The sequence below is a fragment of the Frateuria sp. GZRR35 genome, assembly GCF_051900415.1.
Taxonomy (GTDB): Bacteria; Pseudomonadota; Gammaproteobacteria; order Xanthomonadales; family Rhodanobacteraceae; genus Frateuria_A.
In genome coordinates, this window is the sequence record NZ_JBHZGL010000002.1 from 133,038 (window position 1) to 148,291 (window position 15,254).

Annotated in this window: 16 protein-coding genes and 1 tRNA gene; 6 read left to right on the top strand and 11 right to left on the bottom strand. The window is 67.2% G+C overall.

Annotated features, from left to right (window positions below; translation table 11 throughout):
- The first annotated feature begins 31 nt into the window (after window positions 1-31).
- Window positions 32-670 (top strand): uracil phosphoribosyltransferase, encoded by a 639-nt coding sequence (gene upp / locus ACFWZ3_RS03130; protein ID WP_439706336.1) that lies wholly within the window; start codon window positions 32-34, stop codon window positions 668-670.
- 161 nt (window positions 671-831) lie between these two features.
- On the opposite strand, the gene pip is transcribed toward upp, so the two are convergent.
- Both pip and ACFWZ3_RS03140 read right to left on the bottom strand, forming a co-directional pair.
- Window positions 832-1,788, bottom strand: a complete 957-nt coding sequence (gene pip, locus ACFWZ3_RS03135) for a prolyl aminopeptidase (protein WP_439706337.1) — start codon at window positions 1,786-1,788, stop codon at window positions 832-834.
- A 129-nt stretch (window positions 1,789-1,917) separates the two neighbouring features.
- Window positions 1,918-3,303 carry an FAD-binding oxidoreductase gene (locus ACFWZ3_RS03140; RefSeq protein WP_439706338.1) on the bottom strand — a complete coding sequence of 462 codons (1,386 nt, stop codon included), beginning with the start codon at window positions 3,301-3,303 and terminating at the stop codon, window positions 1,918-1,920.
- 122 nt (window positions 3,304-3,425) lie between these two features.
- Between ACFWZ3_RS03140 and serA the strand changes: the two genes are divergently transcribed.
- Window positions 3,426-4,658, top strand: a complete 1,233-nt coding sequence (serA, locus tag ACFWZ3_RS03145; RefSeq protein ID WP_439706339.1) for a phosphoglycerate dehydrogenase — start codon at window positions 3,426-3,428, stop codon at window positions 4,656-4,658.
- A 271-nt stretch (window positions 4,659-4,929) separates the two neighbouring features.
- Here serA and ACFWZ3_RS03150 read toward each other — a convergent pair.
- The 7 genes from ACFWZ3_RS03150 to rpmI all read right to left on the bottom strand — a co-directional run bounded on the left by ACFWZ3_RS03150 (window position 4,930) and on the right by rpmI (window position 9,957).
- Window positions 4,930-5,006, bottom strand: a tRNA-Pro gene (locus ACFWZ3_RS03150).
- Between the two features lie 67 nt (window positions 5,007-5,073).
- The gene (locus ACFWZ3_RS03155; protein WP_231349364.1) at window positions 5,074-5,430 is read right to left on the bottom strand and encodes a MerR family transcriptional regulator; all 357 of its coding nucleotides are present in this window, start codon (window positions 5,428-5,430) and stop codon (window positions 5,074-5,076) included.
- Window positions 5,411-5,710, bottom strand: coding sequence for an integration host factor subunit alpha (gene ihfA, locus ACFWZ3_RS03160; RefSeq protein WP_091333672.1), 300 nt, complete (start codon window positions 5,708-5,710; stop codon window positions 5,411-5,413). The genes ACFWZ3_RS03155 and ihfA overlap by 20 nt, the downstream gene beginning before the upstream one ends.
- A gap of 1 nt (window position 5,711) precedes the next feature.
- On the bottom strand, window positions 5,712-8,090 hold the full coding sequence (pheT, locus tag ACFWZ3_RS03165; protein ID WP_439706340.1) for a phenylalanine--tRNA ligase subunit beta: 2,379 nt from the start codon (window positions 8,088-8,090) through the stop codon (window positions 5,712-5,714).
- Between the two features lie 9 nt (window positions 8,091-8,099).
- Window positions 8,100-9,095: a phenylalanine--tRNA ligase subunit alpha gene (pheS, locus tag ACFWZ3_RS03170; protein ID WP_439706341.1), complete on the bottom strand. Its 996-nt coding sequence runs from the start codon at window positions 9,093-9,095 to the stop codon at window positions 8,100-8,102.
- A gap of 292 nt (window positions 9,096-9,387) precedes the next feature.
- On the bottom strand, window positions 9,388-9,747 hold the full coding sequence (gene rplT, locus ACFWZ3_RS03175; protein WP_091333679.1) for a 50S ribosomal protein L20: 360 nt from the start codon (window positions 9,745-9,747) through the stop codon (window positions 9,388-9,390).
- A 12-nt stretch (window positions 9,748-9,759) separates the two neighbouring features.
- Complete coding sequence (gene rpmI / locus ACFWZ3_RS03180) at window positions 9,760-9,957, bottom strand: 50S ribosomal protein L35 (RefSeq protein WP_026635107.1); 198 nt, start codon at window positions 9,955-9,957, stop codon at window positions 9,760-9,762.
- Window positions 9,958-10,182: 225 nt separating this feature from the next.
- Here rpmI and ACFWZ3_RS03185 point away from each other — a divergent pair, with 225 nt between their 5' ends.
- The 3 genes from ACFWZ3_RS03185 to ACFWZ3_RS03195 are packed head-to-tail and all read left to right on the top strand — an operon-like array spanning window position 10,183 to window position 12,181.
- Window positions 10,183-11,085: a hydroxymethylglutaryl-CoA lyase gene (locus ACFWZ3_RS03185; protein ID WP_439706342.1), complete on the top strand. Its 903-nt coding sequence runs from the start codon at window positions 10,183-10,185 to the stop codon at window positions 11,083-11,085.
- A 24-nt stretch (window positions 11,086-11,109) separates the two neighbouring features.
- Entirely contained in the window at window positions 11,110-11,598 is a 489-nt protein-coding gene (locus ACFWZ3_RS03190) for a GNAT family N-acetyltransferase (protein WP_439706343.1), read from the top strand.
- Between the two features lie 4 nt (window positions 11,599-11,602).
- Window positions 11,603-12,181 carry a GNAT family N-acetyltransferase gene (locus tag ACFWZ3_RS03195; protein ID WP_439706344.1) on the top strand — a complete coding sequence of 193 codons (579 nt, stop codon included), beginning with the start codon at window positions 11,603-11,605 and terminating at the stop codon, window positions 12,179-12,181.
- A gap of 84 nt (window positions 12,182-12,265) precedes the next feature.
- Here ACFWZ3_RS03195 and ACFWZ3_RS03200 read toward each other — a convergent pair whose 3' ends face one another.
- On the bottom strand, window positions 12,266-13,060 hold the full coding sequence (locus ACFWZ3_RS03200) for a thymidylate synthase (RefSeq protein ID WP_439706595.1): 795 nt from the start codon (window positions 13,058-13,060) through the stop codon (window positions 12,266-12,268).
- 103 nt (window positions 13,061-13,163) lie between these two features.
- On the opposite strand from ACFWZ3_RS03200, the gene ACFWZ3_RS03205 reads away from it, so the two are divergent.
- Window positions 13,164-14,171 (top strand): TIGR00266 family protein, encoded by a 1,008-nt coding sequence (locus ACFWZ3_RS03205; RefSeq protein ID WP_439706345.1) that lies wholly within the window; start codon window positions 13,164-13,166, stop codon window positions 14,169-14,171.
- 86 nt (window positions 14,172-14,257) lie between these two features.
- Here the strand turns inward: ACFWZ3_RS03205 and lgt are convergent, their stop codons facing one another.
- Window positions 14,258-15,136, bottom strand: a complete 879-nt coding sequence (gene lgt / locus ACFWZ3_RS03210; protein WP_439706346.1) for a prolipoprotein diacylglyceryl transferase — start codon at window positions 15,134-15,136, stop codon at window positions 14,258-14,260.
- Between the last annotated feature and the right edge of the window lie 118 nt (window positions 15,137-15,254).

Sequence of the window (15,254 nt, forward strand, 5' to 3'; positions counted from 1 at the left end):
GCTCCTGCGGCGCGCAACTGGAGGAATTGCCATGCCCGTCACCGAAGTCCGCCACCCGCTCATTCGCCACAAACTCGGGTTGATGCGCCGTGCCGGCATCAGCACGAAGGAGTTCCGCGAGCTCGCCTCCGAAGTGGCCGCCCTGCTGACCTACGAGGCGACCAAGGACCTGGACACACTCGAGGACACCATCGAAGGCTGGGCCGGCCCGGTGACGGTCGAACGTATCAAGGGCAAGAAGGTCACGATCGTGCCGATCCTGCGTGCCGGCCTTGGCATGCTGCCGGGCGTACTGGACCTGATTCCCTCGGCCAAGGTCAGCGTGGTCGGCGTGCAGCGGGATGAAGCCACGCTTGCTCCGGTCGCCTACTACGAAAAGCTCAGCGGCAGCATGCACGAGCGCACCGCCCTGATCGTCGATCCCATGCTGGCGACCGCCGGCACGCTCGTGGCGGCGGTCGACATGCTCAAGGCGGCCGGTTGCCGGCGCATCAAGGGGTTGTTCCTGGTCGCCGCGCCGGAAGGCCTCAAGCGCATCGGCGACGCCCATCCGGACGTGGAGATCTTCACCGCTTCGATCGACCAGCGGCTCAACGAGAAGGGCTACATCCTTCCCGGGCTGGGCGATGCGGGGGACAAGATCTTCGGAACGAAGCAGCTGCCAGGTTGAGAAGGCTTTAGGGTGGGCTTCAGCCCACCACCAAGGTTGCCGGCGAGGTTGCCGGTGGGCTGAAGCCCACCCTACGGCGCTTCGTGGGTATCCACGCGAGCCCCGACCCCTCACCCTGCCCTCTCCACGGCGGGGAAAGGGCATGAGGTGCGCCTACGGCGCTATTTCTTGAAGCGGTCGGTCGCCTCGATCAGCTCGTGCGTGATGCCCGGCTCGAACGCCGAGTGCCCTGCGTCCTGAACGATGCGCAGGTCGGCCTCCGGCCAGGCGCGGTGGAGGTCCCACGCGCTGCGGATCGGGCACACCACGTCGTAACGCCCCTGCACGATCACAGTGGGGATGCGTCGGATGCGGTCCACGTTGCGCAGGAGCTGGTCGTCGTGCTCGAAGAAGCCGCCGTGCACGAAGTAGTGGCATTCGATCCGGGCGAACGCGAGTGCGAACTCATCCTCGCCGCTGCTGGCGATGTAACCCGGGTCCTGGAACAGGAAGCTGGTGCCAGCCTCCCAGGTCGACCAGGCGCGCGCGGCAGCCAGCCGGGTGGCCGCATCCGGGCTGGTGAGGCGGCGATGGTAGGCGCTCATCAGATCGCCACGCTCGGCCTCCGGAATCGCCGCGAGGTAGGACTCCCACGCATCCGGATAGAGCGCGTCGCAACCCTTCTGGTAGAACCATTCCAGCTCCCAGCGACGCAGCATGAAGATGCCGCGTAGCACCAGCTCGGTCACCTTGTCCGGGTGGCTCTGCGCATAGGCCAGTGCCAGCGTGGATCCCCAGGAGCCACCGAATACCTGCCAGCGCGAGATCTTCAGGTGCTCGCGCAGTCGCTCGATATCGGCGACCAGGTCCCAGGTGGTGTTGTCGGTCAGCTCCGCGTGCGGCGTCGAACGCCCGCAGCCGCGCTGATCGAACAGGATGATCCGGTAGACGGCCGGATCGAAGAAGCGTCGGCAACGCGGACTCGCGCCGGCACCCGGGCCGCCGTGCAGGAAAACCACCGGCTTGCCGTCAGGATTGCCGCTCTGCTCGTAGTAGATCGTGTGCAGCCCGGACACCGGCAGCATGCCGCTGTCGTAGGCCTCGATCTCCGGATACAGCGCGCGGCGTTCCTGGGTCATGCCTGGTTCTCCGTAGGAATGGGAAGCGATCAAGGCTAGCACCCGCGCCTCCTTTGTAGGAGCCCGCTTGCGGGCGACGCGCTTTCTGGCATCGCCCGCAAGCGGGCTCCTTGCAAGGGTGCGGTGCGTTTATTCGAACAGCTTGCCGGGGTTGAGGATGCCGCTGGGATCGAAGACCTGGCGCACCCCGCGCATCAGCGCGATCTCCGCCGCACTGCGGGTACTTCCCAGATAGTCCCGCTTGACCAGGCCGATGCCGTGCTCGGCGGAAATGCTGCCGCCGTGGCGCTGCAGCGTATCGGCCAGCAGTCGCGTCACCCGTTCGCAGTGCGCGATGAACTCGGCCTGCTGCATGTCTTCAGGCGGCAGGATATTGATGTGCAGGTTGCCGTCACCGATATGACCGAACCAGACCACCTCCATCCGCGGGTATTCGCGCGCCAGCAGCGCCTGCATCTCGCGCAGGAAGGCGGGCATCGCGCCGATGCGCAGCGCGATGTCGTTCTTGTACGGCTTGCGCGGCGCCAGGCTTTCGGTGATGCCTTCGCGCAACCGCCACAGCGTCGCCGCCTGCGACTGGCTTTGCGCGATCACGCCATCGGCGATCCAACCCTCGCGCACGCCGTCCTCGAACGCCAGCAATGCCGCCTGCTCGTCGGCATCGTCCAGCGCGTCGTATTCGGCCACCACGTAGTACGGCAGGTCGGCGTCGATGGCGCGCTGGGCACCGTTCGCCAGCACATGCTTGAGTGCCACGTCAGTGAAGAACTCGAACGCCTGCAGCTTCAGCTGTGCACGGAACAGTGCGAACACCTCCATCAGCGCGCCCATGTGCGGTAACGCCAGCAGCATGGTCTGCGCCGGCGGCGCCGGATCGGTGAGTTTGAGCTGCGCCCCGACCACCACGCCCAGGGTGCCCTCCGAACCGATCATCAACTGGCGCAGGTCATAGCCGCTGGAGTTCTTCAGCAGCCCGCGGTTGAGCTCCAGCAGCTGGCCGTTGCCGGCAACCACCGTGAGGCCGCCGATCCACTCGCGCGTCGTGCCGTAGCGGACTACGCGGATGCCGCCTGCATTGGTGGCGACGTTGCCGCCGATGGTGCAGGAGCCGCGCGCGGCGAAATCCACCGGATAGAGCAGGCCGTGCGCCCGCGCCTCATCGTGAACGGCTTGCAGGGTGACGCCGGCCTCGACCGAGAGCAGGCGGTCGGTGGCGTCGAAGCCGAGCACCCGATTCATCCGCTCCAGGCTCAGCACCAGCTCACCACGCGCCGCCACGGCACCACCGGACAGGCCGGTGCGGCCACCGGAGGGCACCAGCGCGACCTGCCGTTCGCTGGCCCACCGCACGATGGCCTGGACCTCATCGATCGAGCCCGGCAAGGCCACGGCCAGGGGCGAGGGGCCCCAGCGGCGCGTCCAGTCGCGTCCGTAGTGGATCAGGTCGGCCAGTTCGGTGAGCAGGCGCAGCGAGGGGACACGGGCGGTCAGTTCGGCGAGGCGGGGGTCGGTCATGGTGGCTCCGGGGGGAGCCGCCAGCCTGCCAGAGCGGGCCCGGCGCGGTCCAGTGCTGCAGTGCCGCAAAAACACGGGAGCTCTGGCATAGTAGCCGCTCGCCCCGGCATGGACTTGCGCAGATGAAGACCTCGTTCCCCAGGCAGGACATCCACGTGCTGCTGCTTGAAGGCGTCAGCCGCAGCGCGGAGGAAGCGTTCCGTCATGCCGGTTACACGCAGGTCGAAGTCCATCCCAAGGCTTTGCCGGAAGCCGAGCTCAAGGCCCGCCTGGCCGAGGCGCATATCGTGGGCATCCGCTCGCGCACCCAGCTCACGCCCGAGGTGCTGGAACATGCAAGGCGCCTGATTGCGGTGGGCTGCTTCTGCATCGGCACCAACCAGGTCGACCTGGGCGCCGCGCGAAAGCTGGGCGTGCCGGTGTTCAACGCGCCCTACTCCAATACCCGCAGCGTGGCCGAACTGGTCGTCGCCGAGGCGGTCATGCTGCTGCGGGGCATTCCGCAGAAAAACATGCAATGCCATCGGGGCGGCTGGTCGAAGTCCGCCAGCGGCAGTTACGAGGCGCGCGGCAAGGTACTGGGTATCGTCGGTTACGGCCACATCGGCACGCAGGTCGGCGTGCTGGCCGAGAGCATGGGCATGCGCGTGCTGTTCCACGATATCGAGGCCAAGCTCGCGCTGGGCAATGCGCGCGCTGCGGCGAGCCTGGACGACCTGCTGGAAGCGGCCGACGTGGTCACGCTGCACGTGCCCGATACGCCGGCGACACGGATGATGATCGGCGCCGAACAACTCGCGCGCATGCGCGAGGGATCGTTGCTGGTCAACGCCTCGCGCGGCAGCGTGGTGGACATCGACGCGCTCGCCGCGGCGCTGTTCAAGGGTCACCTGGCCGGCGCGGCAGTGGACGTCTTTCCGTCCGAACCCAAGGGTAACGACGACGCCTTCGTGTCACCGCTGGTGGGCATGGACAACGTGATCCTCACCCCGCACATCGGCGGCAGCACGCTCGAGGCGCAGGACAACATCGGCATCGAGGTGGCGAGCAAGCTGGTGCGCTACAGCGACAACGGCTCGACACTTTCGGCTGTGAACTTCCCTGAGGTTTCGCTGCCCGAGCATCCACGCAGCCGCCGCCTGTTGCACATCCATCGCAACGTGCCGGGCACGCTGTCGCGCATCAATGAATTGTTCTCTGCCGGCAACATCAATATCGATGCGCAGTTCCTGCAGACGGACGCCGAGGTGGGCTACGTCGTGATCGATGTGGCGGCCGACATAGCGCAGACGCAGGCGCTGAAGGAGCGGATGGCGGCGATTCCGGGGACGTTGAAGACTCGCGTGCTGTATTGAGGCTGCCTGGGCCTCGCTTGCTGCTGGAAGCGGTGGTCGAACCCGCTTTGCCCATCGGTCAGCGAGCTCGGGTCTGGCGTTGAGGTCGGCACTTCGACTTCGGCCGCGACCACGCTCTGTGGTCGTTTTCGCATGTGAGTGAACCGGTACCGCCGGAAACCTGCACAAGGCACTTCGGCTTTGGCGCAGGGCGCCTGCGCCTGGCGTGAACGGTGGCTCGGAAAGGTGGAAACGAAAACGGCGCCAGAGGCGCCGTTTCGAACTACCGAATTGGTCGGGGCGGCCGGATTCGAACCGACGACCCTCTGCCCCCCAGGCAGATGCGCTACCAGGCTGCGCTACGCCCCGACGTGACTCGTGTGTCCGCCGCGTTCGCGGTGAACAGACGGCGAACTATAACAGATGAGCGAGTGTTTCAGCGACGCAGCAGGGTCAGGATTTCTTCCAGTTCCATGCGCACCTGGCGCACGATCTGGTGGGAAATGCTCGACTCCATGCGCGCCTGCGGGCCTTCCAGGCGAGCGCGGGCGCCGGTGATGGTGAAGCCCTCGTCGTACAGCAGGCCGCGGATCTGGCGGATCATCAGCACGTCATGGCGCTGGTAGTAGCGCCGGTTGCCGCGGCGCTTGACCGGATTGAGCGCGGGGAATTCCTGCTCCCAGTACCGCAGCACATGCGGCTTCACCCCGCAAAGCTCGCTCACCTCACCGATGGTGAAGTAGCGCTTCGCCGGGATGGCGGGCAGTTCGGTGTTATTCCCTTGGTCCAGCATAGCTCTCGACTCGCACCTTGAGTTTCTGCCCCGGACGGAACGTCACCACGCGGCGGGCGGAAATCGGAATCTCCTCGCCCGTCTTGGGGTTGCGACCCGGTCGCTGGTTCTTCTGACGCAGGTCGAAGTTGCCGAAGCCGGACAGCTTCACCTGCTCGCCCCTTTCCAACGCTTCGCGGACGACCTCGAAATAGGCGTCCACGAATTCCTTCGCCTCACGCTTGTTGAGGCCCACCTCGAGGAACAGGCGCTCGGCCATTTCCGCCTTGGTCAGCGCCATCTCAACCTCGCAACTTTGCCTTGCATGTCGTTTCCAACGCAGCCACCGCATCGCGCACGCAGCGGTCCGCGTCGTCGTCGGTAAGCGTGCGTGAAGCGTCCTGCAAAATCAAGCCCATAGCGAGACTCTTTCGGCCTATATCGACGCCCTTGCCGCTGTAACGGTCGAACAGCTTGAGCTCCTTGAGGAGGTTGCCCAGCGTGCCGCGGACGGCCTGCTCGATCTGTGACCAGCGCACCTCTTCGGGCAGCTCGACCGCGATATCCCGGCGTACCGAGGGGAAGCGGGGAACCGACCGGGCCCGCGGCAGGTGGCGGTCCAGCAGCGGCGGCAGGGCCACCTCCAGGACGTGCACGTCCGGCCCTAGATCCAGCGCCTTGGCCAGTTGCGGATGCAGGGCGCCTAGATAGCCCACCGTCTCACCGTCGCGCGCGACACGCGCGCCGCGGCCCGGGTGCAGCCAGGCCGGCAGACCGTCGGCATGCAGCGACCAGCGCTCATGCTGACCGCCCCAGGCCAACAGGGCGTCCAGCTCTCCCTTGAGATCGAAGAAGTCGTACGGGCGCGCCGGCTCGGCCCACTGCTCGGCACGCGCGCTGCCGCAGGCAGCGATCGCCAGGCTCGGCGTTTCCATCGGCGGATCGCCGGCAGCGAAGACGCGGGCCACTTCGAACAACCGCACCCGCTCTTGCTGGCGCGCACGGTTGTGGCGCAGCGCCTCGACCAGGCCAGGCAGCAGCGAGGGCCGCATGACGGCCAGATCCGCCGACAGCGGATTGGCCAGCGGTACCAGGTTTTCGGTGTGACCCCAGCGAGCAAGCAATTCAGCGCTGACGAAGGAAAGGTTGACCGCCTCGTAGTAGTCGCGCGCGGCGAGCTGTTCGCGCAGGGGCAGCTCACCGATGCGCGCCTCGGGCTCGGGGGCGAGCGTGAGCGCGCCGGCAGGCGTGTGCGTGGGGATGCGGTCGTAGCCGAATACGCGCGCGACCTCTTCGATCAGGTCCTCCTCGCGCTCGATGTCGAAGCGGCGGGTCGGCGCGATCACCTGCCAGCCGTCGGCGGTCGGGTGCACCGCCATGCCCAGCGCGGTGAAGATCCGCGTGACTTCCTCATCCGGCACGGTCAGGCCCAGCACGCGCGCCAGGCGGGCGCGGCGCAGCACGACCGTGGCGGGCTGCGGCAGGTCAGCCGGGTTCTCGGCGGCCAGCACCGGGCCGGCCTTGCCGCCTGCGATGGAAAGCAACAGCTCGGTGGCCCGTTCCAGCGCGCGGCGCGGCAGTTCCGGATCGACGCCTCGCTCGAACCGGTGGGAGGCGTCGGTGTGCAGGCCGAGCTTGCGCGCGCGGCCCATGATGGCCGCAGGCGCGAAATGCGCGGATTCCAGGAAGATGGTGCCGGTGGCATCGTTGACGCGGGAATCGTGGCCGCCCATGACGCCGGCCACGGCCAGCGCCTTGCGGTCGTCGGCGATCACCACGAAGCCCTCGTCGAGCTTCGCGTCGCTGCCATCGAGCAGCTTCAGCGTTTCGCCTGGGCGCGCGTGGCGCACCACGATGTCGCCCTCGAGCGTGTTGTCGTCGAAGGCGTGCAGCGGCTGACCCAGCTCCAGCATCACGTAGTTGGTGACGTCGACCACTGCACTGATCGGACGCAGGCCGGCGCGGCGCAACCGCTCGGCCAGCCACAGCGGCGAGCGCGCGGCCGCGTCGATGCCTTCGATGATGCGACCGAGATAGCGCGGCGCATCCTTGCCCGCTTCCAGTCGAACACCGCGGCGCGCGTCGGAGGTGACCGGCGCGGGATCCTGCACCGGCACCAACACGCGGCTACCGAACAGCGCGGCCACGTCGTGCGCCAGGCCGACGAGCCCCAGGCAATCGGGGCGGTTCGGGGTGAGCTTGAGCTCGATGCTGGCATCGGGCAGCCCCAGGAATTGCGCCAGCGGCTGGCCCATCGGCGCATCGGCCGGCAATTCCAACAGACCGGAAGCATCGGCGTCGATACCCAGTTCCCTGGCCGAGCACAGCATGCCCGCCGATTCCACCCCGCGCAGCTTGGCCGCCTTGATCGTGATGCCGCCCGGCAGCACGGCACCGATCATCGCCAGCGGGGCCTTAAGGCCGACGCGCGCATTGGGTGCGCCACAGACGATCTGCAGTGGCTCGCCCTGCCCGGCGGCAACCTTGCAGACCTGCAGGCGATCGGCTTCGGGATGTTTTTCGGCGGCGACGATCTCGCCCACCACCACGCCGGCGAGACCCTCGCCCAGCACGGTCAGTTCTTCCACTTCAAGCCCGGCCATGGTCAGCGCATGGGCCAGCTCGGCGCGGTCGGCCTGGATCTCGACCAGCTCGCGCAGCCAGTTCTCGGAGAATTTCATCGGTTTTCCTTACGCGAACTGCTTGAGGAAGCGCAGGTCGTTCTCGAAGAACGCGCGCAGGTCGGAGACGCCGTAGCGCAGCATGGCAAAGCGCTCGACGCCGAGGCCGAAGGCGAAGCCGGTGTAGCGCTCCGGATCGATGCCGCAGTTCTTCAACACGTTCGGGTGGACCATGCCGCAGCCGAGCACCTCCAGCCAGCGGCTCTGGCCGTCTTCCGTTTCCCAGCGGATATCCACCTCGGCCGAGGGTTCGGTGAAGGGGAAATAGCTGGGGCGGAAGCGCATCTCGAAGTCGCGCTCGAAGAACGCGCGCACGAACTCGGCCAGCGTGCCCTTCAGGTCGGCGAAGCTGGAGGTCTCGTCGACCAGCAGGCCCTCGATCTGGTGGAACATCGGCGAGTGCGTCTGGTCCGAATCGCTGCGATAGACCTTGCCCGGCGCGATGATGCGGATCGGCGGCTGGCGGCCGGCCATCGAGCGGATCTGCACCGGCGAGGTATGCGTGCGCAGCAGCCGCCCGTCGCCGAAGTAGAAGGTGTCGTGCATGGCGCGCGCCGGATGATGCGGCGGGAAATTCAGCGCCTCGAAGTTGTGCCAGTCGTCCTCGATCTCCGGGCCTTCGGCGCGCTGGTAGCCGAGGCGGGCGAAGATCGCGGCGATGCGCTCGAGCGCGCGGGTGATCGGGTGGATGCCGCCACGCTCACCGTCGCGGCCCGGCAGGGTGATGTCGAGCTTTTCGGAGGCCAGGCGGCGGTCGAGTTCGGCCTGCTCCAACGACTGCTTGCGGGAGGCGAGCGCGTCGGCGAGGCGTTCCTTGAGGCGGTTGACCTCGGCGCCACGGGCCTTGCGCTCATCAGGGGCGAGGGCGCCCAGCGATTTGAGCGCGGCAGTGACGATGCCGCTCTTGCCGAGCAGGCCCACGCGCAAGGCTTCCAGCGCGTCGAGCGAGGCGGCAGCTTCGATATCGGCCAGGGCCTGGGTTGCGCGACTATCCAGATCGTCCATCGGTGCGGTTTCCGCTGTTCGCTCTTAGCTCCCTCTCCCCTCCGGGGAGAGGGTTGGGGTGAGGGGCGCTCTTGCGTTGTTGCCGCATCGGAGCGGCTTCGATGATGTCCAAGGCAAGCCTTGGCCCCTCACCTCAATCCTCTCCCCCGTCCTCGATCAGAGATGGGGGAGAGGAAGCGAACGCAAAAGAGCAGGTTATTAAATTAAAACGGGCACGTTATTCAAATAAAAACGGGGAGAAGGCGTCAGCCTTCTCCCCGCTTGATTTACAGCATACCGTCGGTGACGACGATCAAGCGGCCAGGCTGGCCTTCGCCTTTTCCGCGATGGCGCCAAACGCCTTGATGTCGTGCACGGCGATGTCCGCCAGCACTTTGCGGTCGATCGTGATGCCGGCTTTGGACAGGCCATTGATCAGGCGGCTGTAGGACAGGCCGAACTGACGGGCCGCGGCGTTGATACGCACGATCCACAGCGCGCGGAACTGGCGCTTGCGCTGCTTGCGACCGATGTAGGCGTACTGGCCGGCCTTGATGACGGCCTGGTTTGCTACGCGGAAGACCTTGCGACGGGCGTTGTAGTAGCCCTTCGCGCGGCCAATGATCTTCTTGTGACGACGACGGGCGGTAACGCCACGCTTTACACGAGCCATGGTGTTCTCCCCTTAGACGTACGGCAACATGCGAGCCACACCCTTGGTGTCGCACGCCTTGACGTGGTTGGTCGCGCGCAGGTTGCGCTTACGCTTGGTCGACTTCTTGGTCAGGATGTGCGACTTGAAGGCGTGACCGGCCTTGAACTTGCCCGAGGCGGTCTTGCGAAAACGCTTCGCGGCCGCCCGGTTGGTCTTGATCTTGGGCATGGGAATGCTCCATGAGTGGGCTTGGTTGCCCGGTTTCTGACTGATTCGGCGGTGGCCCTCGGGACCACGCTTTCCGTCCTGCCGACATCGGTTCACGACCCGTCCATGTGGGTCGAACCGGCGATTATACGGAGGAGTCCGGAGCAAAGCCAGCCTGCCGGGCGGCCTGCCCTTGCCGGGGGGCCGACCGGCTAAAGTGGGCGCTTCCCCGCACCTGGAGCCGCCATGACTGCCCCAGCCGATACCGTCCGCATCGTCGAAGTCGGCGCCCGAGATGGCCTGCAGAACGAAAAGACCCTGCTGCCGGCCGAGGTGAAGATCGCGCTGATCGACCGGCTGTCCTCCACCGGCCTGGCTACGATCGAGGCGACCAGCTTCGTCAGTCCCAAATGGGTGCCGCAGCTGGCCGACGCGGCGGAGGTGTTCACCGGCATCCGCAAGGTGCCCGGCGTGCGCTATCCGGTGCTGGTGCCCAACCTGCAGGGCTACGAGCGGGCGCGCGCCGTCGGCGTGCAGGAGATTGCCGTGTTCACCGCGGCCAGCGAGGCGTTCAACCGCAAGAACGTCAACGCCTCGATCGACGAGTCGATCGAACGCTTCATCCCGGTGATCGAGCGCGCCAGGGCGGATGGCGTGGCGGTGCGCGGCTACGTGTCCACCGTGCTCGGCTGCCCCTACCAGGGCGAGGTGCCGGTCGCCGAGGTGGTACGTGTGGCCGAAAGGCTGCATGCATTGGGCTGCTACGAGGTTTCGCTGGGCGACACCATTGGCGTGGGCACGCCGGCCAGGGCGCGCGCGATGTTGCACGCGGTGGCGCAGGCCGTGCCGATGCAGGCGCTGGCGGTGCATTTCCACGACACCTACGGCCAGGCGCTGGCCAACATCCTGGCCTGCCTGGAGGAAGGCGTGCGCGTGGTCGACAGCGCGGTCTCCGGCACCGGCGGCTGTCCCTACGCCAAGGGCGCGACCGGCAACGTGGCGAGCGAGGACGTGGTCTACATGCTCGAGGGCATGGGCCTGGATACCGGCGTCGACCTGGATCTGCTGATCGCCACCGGGGCCTGGCTCTCGGCCCAGTTAAACAAGGACACCGCCAGTCGCGTCACCCGCGCACGCACGGCCGCCTGAAACCACAGCAAAAAGCCCTGACCGATGACCGCCAACTTTCTCATCCGCCCGATCGAGCCCCGCGACGATGCCGCCGTGGCCGCGATCATCCGCACGGTGATGCCTGAATTCGGCGCCGACGGCCCCGGCTTCGCCATCCACGATCCGGAAGTCACCCACATGGCCGAAGCCTATGCGCGCGCCGGCTGCGCCTATTTCGTGGTCGAGCGCGAGGGCGTGGTCATCGGCGGCGCCGGCGTGGCGCCGCTTGAGGGCGGCGAGCCGGACGTGTGCGAGCTGCGCAAGATGTATTTCCTGCCGCAAGCGCGCGGCATCGGCGCCGGCGCCGCGATGATGCAGCGCTGCCTGGATACGGCGCGCGCGCTGGGCTATCGCCGCTGCTACCTGGAAACCCTCACCGGCATGGACGCCGCCCAGGCGCTCTACCGGCGCAGCGGTTTCGCGCCGATCTGCGCGGCGATGGGCGGCACCGGCCACCACGGTTGCGACCGCTATTACCTGCGCGAGCTCTAAAGCCGTGATCCGCATCGCCCGCCCCGACGACGCCGAGGCCATCCACGCCATCTACGCGCCGTCGGTCAGCGACGGCGTGGCCACCTTTGAAACCGCCCTGCCCGGCGTCCCGGCGATGCGCGAGCGCATCCTGGCGCGGCTGGCGCACTACCCGTGGCTTGTCTGGGAAAGCGAAGGCGAGGTGCTCGCCTATGCCTATGCCAGCCGCTTCCGCGAGCGCGCCGCCTACGACTGGATCGGCGAAACCTCGATCTACGTGCGCGAGGATGCCCGGCGCCAGGGCGTCGCCCGCCACCTGTATGGCGTGCTGCTCGAGGCGATGCGCCTGCAGGGCATCAACCAGGCGGTCGGCGTGATCACCCTGCCCGGCGACGCCAGCGTGCGGATGCACGAGGCGATGGGTTTCACACCGGCGGGCGTGTGGCGGCAGAGCGGCTACAAACTCGGCCGCTGGTGGGACGTGGGCGTGTGGCAGAAGACCCTGCAGGTGCCGGCCGAGCCGCCGACGCCGGTGGTGCCGTTTGCGGTACTGCGTGACTCGGCCAGGCTGCAGTGCCTGCTGGCGGACACCCATCCCTTGTAGGAGCCCGCGTGCGGGCGAGCTCTTTGGCTGGGCCGAACAAAGAGCATCGCCCGCACGCGGGCTCCTACGAAAGGTGTGGCGGGGTTAGACGGCTACCGGCGCCTTGATGGCCGGGTGGGGCGCGTAGCCTTCCAGCACGATGTCCTCGAAACGGAAGTCTTCCAGCGCCCGCACTTGCGGATCCAGCACCACACGCGGCAACGTCTTCGGCTCGCGACCGAGCTGCAGCCGCGCCTGCTCGACGTGGTTGCTGTACAGGTGCGCATCGCCCAGCGTGTGCACGAAGTCGCCCACGTCCAGCCCGCACACGTGCGCCACCATGTGGGTGAGCAATGCGTAGCTGGCGATGTTGAAGGGCACGCCCAGGAAGATGTCGCCCGAACGCTGGTAGAGCTGGCAGGAAAGTTTCCCGTCGGCCACGTAGAACTGGAACAGCGTGTGGCAGGGCATCAAGGCCATCTTCGGCAGCTCGCCGACGTTCCATGCGCTGACGATCAACCGCCGCGAATCGGGGTTGCGGCGGATTTCGTCCACCACCCAGCGGATCTGGTCCACGGCGTGGCCGTCGGCGGTCGGCCAGGCGCGCCACTGCCTGCCATAGACTGGGCCGAGGTTGCCTTCCTCGTCGGCCCATTCGTCCCAGATGCTGACGCCATGTTCCTTGAGGTAGGCGATGTTGGTGTCGCCGCGCAGGAACCAGATCAGCTCGTGCACCACGGATTTCCAGTGCACCTTCTTGGTGGTGACCAGCGGAAAGCCTTGCTTCAGATCGAACCGCATCTGCCAGCCGAACACGCTTTTCGTGCCCGTGCCGGTGCGATCGGTCTTGTCCGTGCCGTGGTGGAGGACGTGGTCGAGGAGGTCGAGGTAGGCGCGCATGGGGAAAGGATAGCGTGCCCAACCCATCACCATGACAACGGTCACTCCCCCGGCGCCTGCCCGCCGGCCTAGACTCGTGTCCTTCCACCAAGGGACGGCCAACATGACGCAGTGGTACTTCAGCTACGGCAACAACGAACGCATCGGTCCGCTGGACGACGAGGCCGCCCGCGCGCAGGCGCGCAACCGTCCCGACGGCTACTGCTGGAAGGAAGGCTTCGGCGAGTGGAGGCCGATTCACAGCGTGTTCCAGCCCGCCACCGACATGGCGGTCGCCCCGCCGCCGGTGCCGGCCGGCCGCTACGGCACCTCCGACGAGGTCGATTACCGCATCGTCGGCAGCGACATGCAGTTCGTGGAGGTCGAGCTCGATCCGGGCGAGAGCGCGATCGCCGAGGCCGGTTCGCTGATGTACAAGGAATCGGCGGTGCAGATGGACACCGTGTTCGGCGATGGTTCCAGCTCTGCCCAAGGCGGCGGCCTGATGGGCAAGCTGATGTCGGCCGGCAAGCGCGTGATCACCGGCGAGAGCCTGTTCACCACCGTCTTCACCCACACCGGCAGCGGCAAGGCCAAGGTCGCCTTCGCCGCGCCCTACCCCGGCACCGTCATGGCGATGAAGCTTTCCGAACACGGCGGCCGGCTGATCTGCCAGAAGGATTCGTTCCTGGCCGGCGCGCGCGGCGTGCAGCTGGGCATCTACTTCCAGCGCAAGATCCTCACCGGCCTGTTCGGCGGCGAGGGCTTCATCATGCAGAAGCTCGAAGGCGACGGCTGGGTGTTCGTGCACGCCGGCGGCACCGTGGTCGAGCGCGAGTTGAAGCCCGGCGAGCGGCTGGACGTCGACACCGGCTGCGTGGTCGCTTTCCACGACACGGTCAGCATGGACGTGCGTCCGGTCGGCGGCATCAAGAGCATGTTGTTCGGTGGCGAGGGCGTGTTCCTGGCCACGCTCACCGGTCCGGGCAAGGTGTGGCTGCAGTCGCTGCCGTTCTCGCGCATGGCCGGCCGCATGCTGGCGGCCGCGCCGCAGGGCGGCGGCCAGCGCCGTGGTGAAGGCTCGATCCTCGGTGGTCTGGGCGACCTGATCGGCGGCGACAACAACTTCTAGCGCCCCTGTAGGAGCGCACCTGTGCGCGACCGCGGACCTCCCGGTCGCGCACAGGTGCGCTCCTACAACGGTTCCGGCCGAACGCTTCAGTGCACCGCCGGCACCAGCGTCGGCGCCCGGCGCGACATCGCCACCAGCACCAGCCCGATCGCGATCAGCGGCAGCGACTGCACCTGCCCCATCGTGAGCCAGCCCCAGGCCAGGTAACCCAGCTGCGGATCGGGCACGCGCACGAATTCCACCGCGAACCGGAAGCAGCCGTACATCAGCGCGAACAAGCCGGACACCAGGTAACGCGGGCGCGGCTTCATCGACACCAGCCACAGCACCGCGAACATCACCACGCCTTCCAGCGCCATCTCGTACAGCTGCGAGGGATGCCGCGGGATGCCACCGAACTGCGCCAACTGCTGCGCCAGCGCCGGTTGGTCGTGCGCCAGTTGTACGTCTTCCAGCTTCGCGTTTGGGAAGATCATCGCCCACGACGCGTCGCTGGGCTTGCCCCACAGCTCACCGTTGATGAAGTTGCCCAGCCGCCCCAGCCCCAGGCCCAGCGGTACCAGCGGCGCGACGAAATCCATGGTGTCGAAGAAATGCAGCCGATGCCGCCGCGACCACCACCAGGCGGCCACCAGCACGCCGATCAGGCCGCCGTGGAAACTCATGCCGCCGTCCCACACCTTGAACAGCGCCAGCGGATCGGTCCAGATCCAGCGCAGGCCGCCGGCGTAATAGAACAGCATGTACCACACGCGCCCGCCAACGATGATGCCCAGCATCGCGTAGAACGCCAGGTCACTCAGCGCATCGCGACTCACCGGCAACCGGCCCTGTTTGCGCCGGCGCTCGCCCAGCAGGCCCGCCCCCAGGAAACCGAGCAGGTACATCAGGCCGTACCAGTGCACCTGCACGGGCCCGATGTGGAAAGCGACCGGATCGAAGTGGACGGTGAAGGGCTGGGTCATGGCGGAAGGTTGGCGAACTAAAGATCCAGTGTAGCCGGGCCCGAGCGACCGGCGCAGGCCCTTCCCGCCCTCGATCCACTCTCACTAGAATCGCGACGGACACACGCGGCGCCCGGGG

Coding starts and splice junctions, on each gene's coding strand:
- rpmI (WP_026635107.1), bottom strand. CDS start 9,957: ATGCCCAAGATCAAGACCAACCGGGCGGCCGCGAAGCGTTTTCGCAAG.
- serA (WP_439706339.1), top strand. CDS start 3,426: ATGAAGACCTCGTTCCCCAGGCAGGACATCCACGTGCTGCTGCTTGAA.
- pip (WP_439706337.1), bottom strand. CDS start 1,788: ATGACCCAGGAACGCCGCGCGCTGTATCCGGAGATCGAGGCCTACGAC.
- pheS (WP_439706341.1), bottom strand. CDS start 9,095: ATGGACGATCTGGATAGTCGCGCAACCCAGGCCCTGGCCGATATCGAA.
- ACFWZ3_RS03185 (WP_439706342.1), top strand. CDS start 10,183: ATGACTGCCCCAGCCGATACCGTCCGCATCGTCGAAGTCGGCGCCCGA.
- ACFWZ3_RS03190 (WP_439706343.1), top strand. CDS start 11,110: ATGACCGCCAACTTTCTCATCCGCCCGATCGAGCCCCGCGACGATGCC.
- rplT (WP_091333679.1), bottom strand. CDS start 9,747: ATGGCTCGTGTAAAGCGTGGCGTTACCGCCCGTCGTCGTCACAAGAAG.
- ACFWZ3_RS03155 (WP_231349364.1), bottom strand. CDS start 5,430: ATGCTGGACCAAGGGAATAACACCGAACTGCCCGCCATCCCGGCGAAG.
- ACFWZ3_RS03140 (WP_439706338.1), bottom strand. CDS start 3,303: ATGACCGACCCCCGCCTCGCCGAACTGACCGCCCGTGTCCCCTCGCTG.
- ACFWZ3_RS03205 (WP_439706345.1), top strand. CDS start 13,164: ATGACGCAGTGGTACTTCAGCTACGGCAACAACGAACGCATCGGTCCG.
- ACFWZ3_RS03200 (WP_439706595.1), bottom strand. CDS start 13,060: ATGCGCGCCTACCTCGACCTCCTCGACCACGTCCTCCACCACGGCACG.
- ihfA (WP_091333672.1), bottom strand. CDS start 5,710: ATGGCGCTGACCAAGGCGGAAATGGCCGAGCGCCTGTTCCTCGAGGTG.
- lgt (WP_439706346.1), bottom strand. CDS start 15,136: ATGACCCAGCCCTTCACCGTCCACTTCGATCCGGTCGCTTTCCACATC.
- upp (WP_439706336.1), top strand. CDS start 32: ATGCCCGTCACCGAAGTCCGCCACCCGCTCATTCGCCACAAACTCGGG.
- pheT (WP_439706340.1), bottom strand. CDS start 8,090: ATGAAATTCTCCGAGAACTGGCTGCGCGAGCTGGTCGAGATCCAGGCC.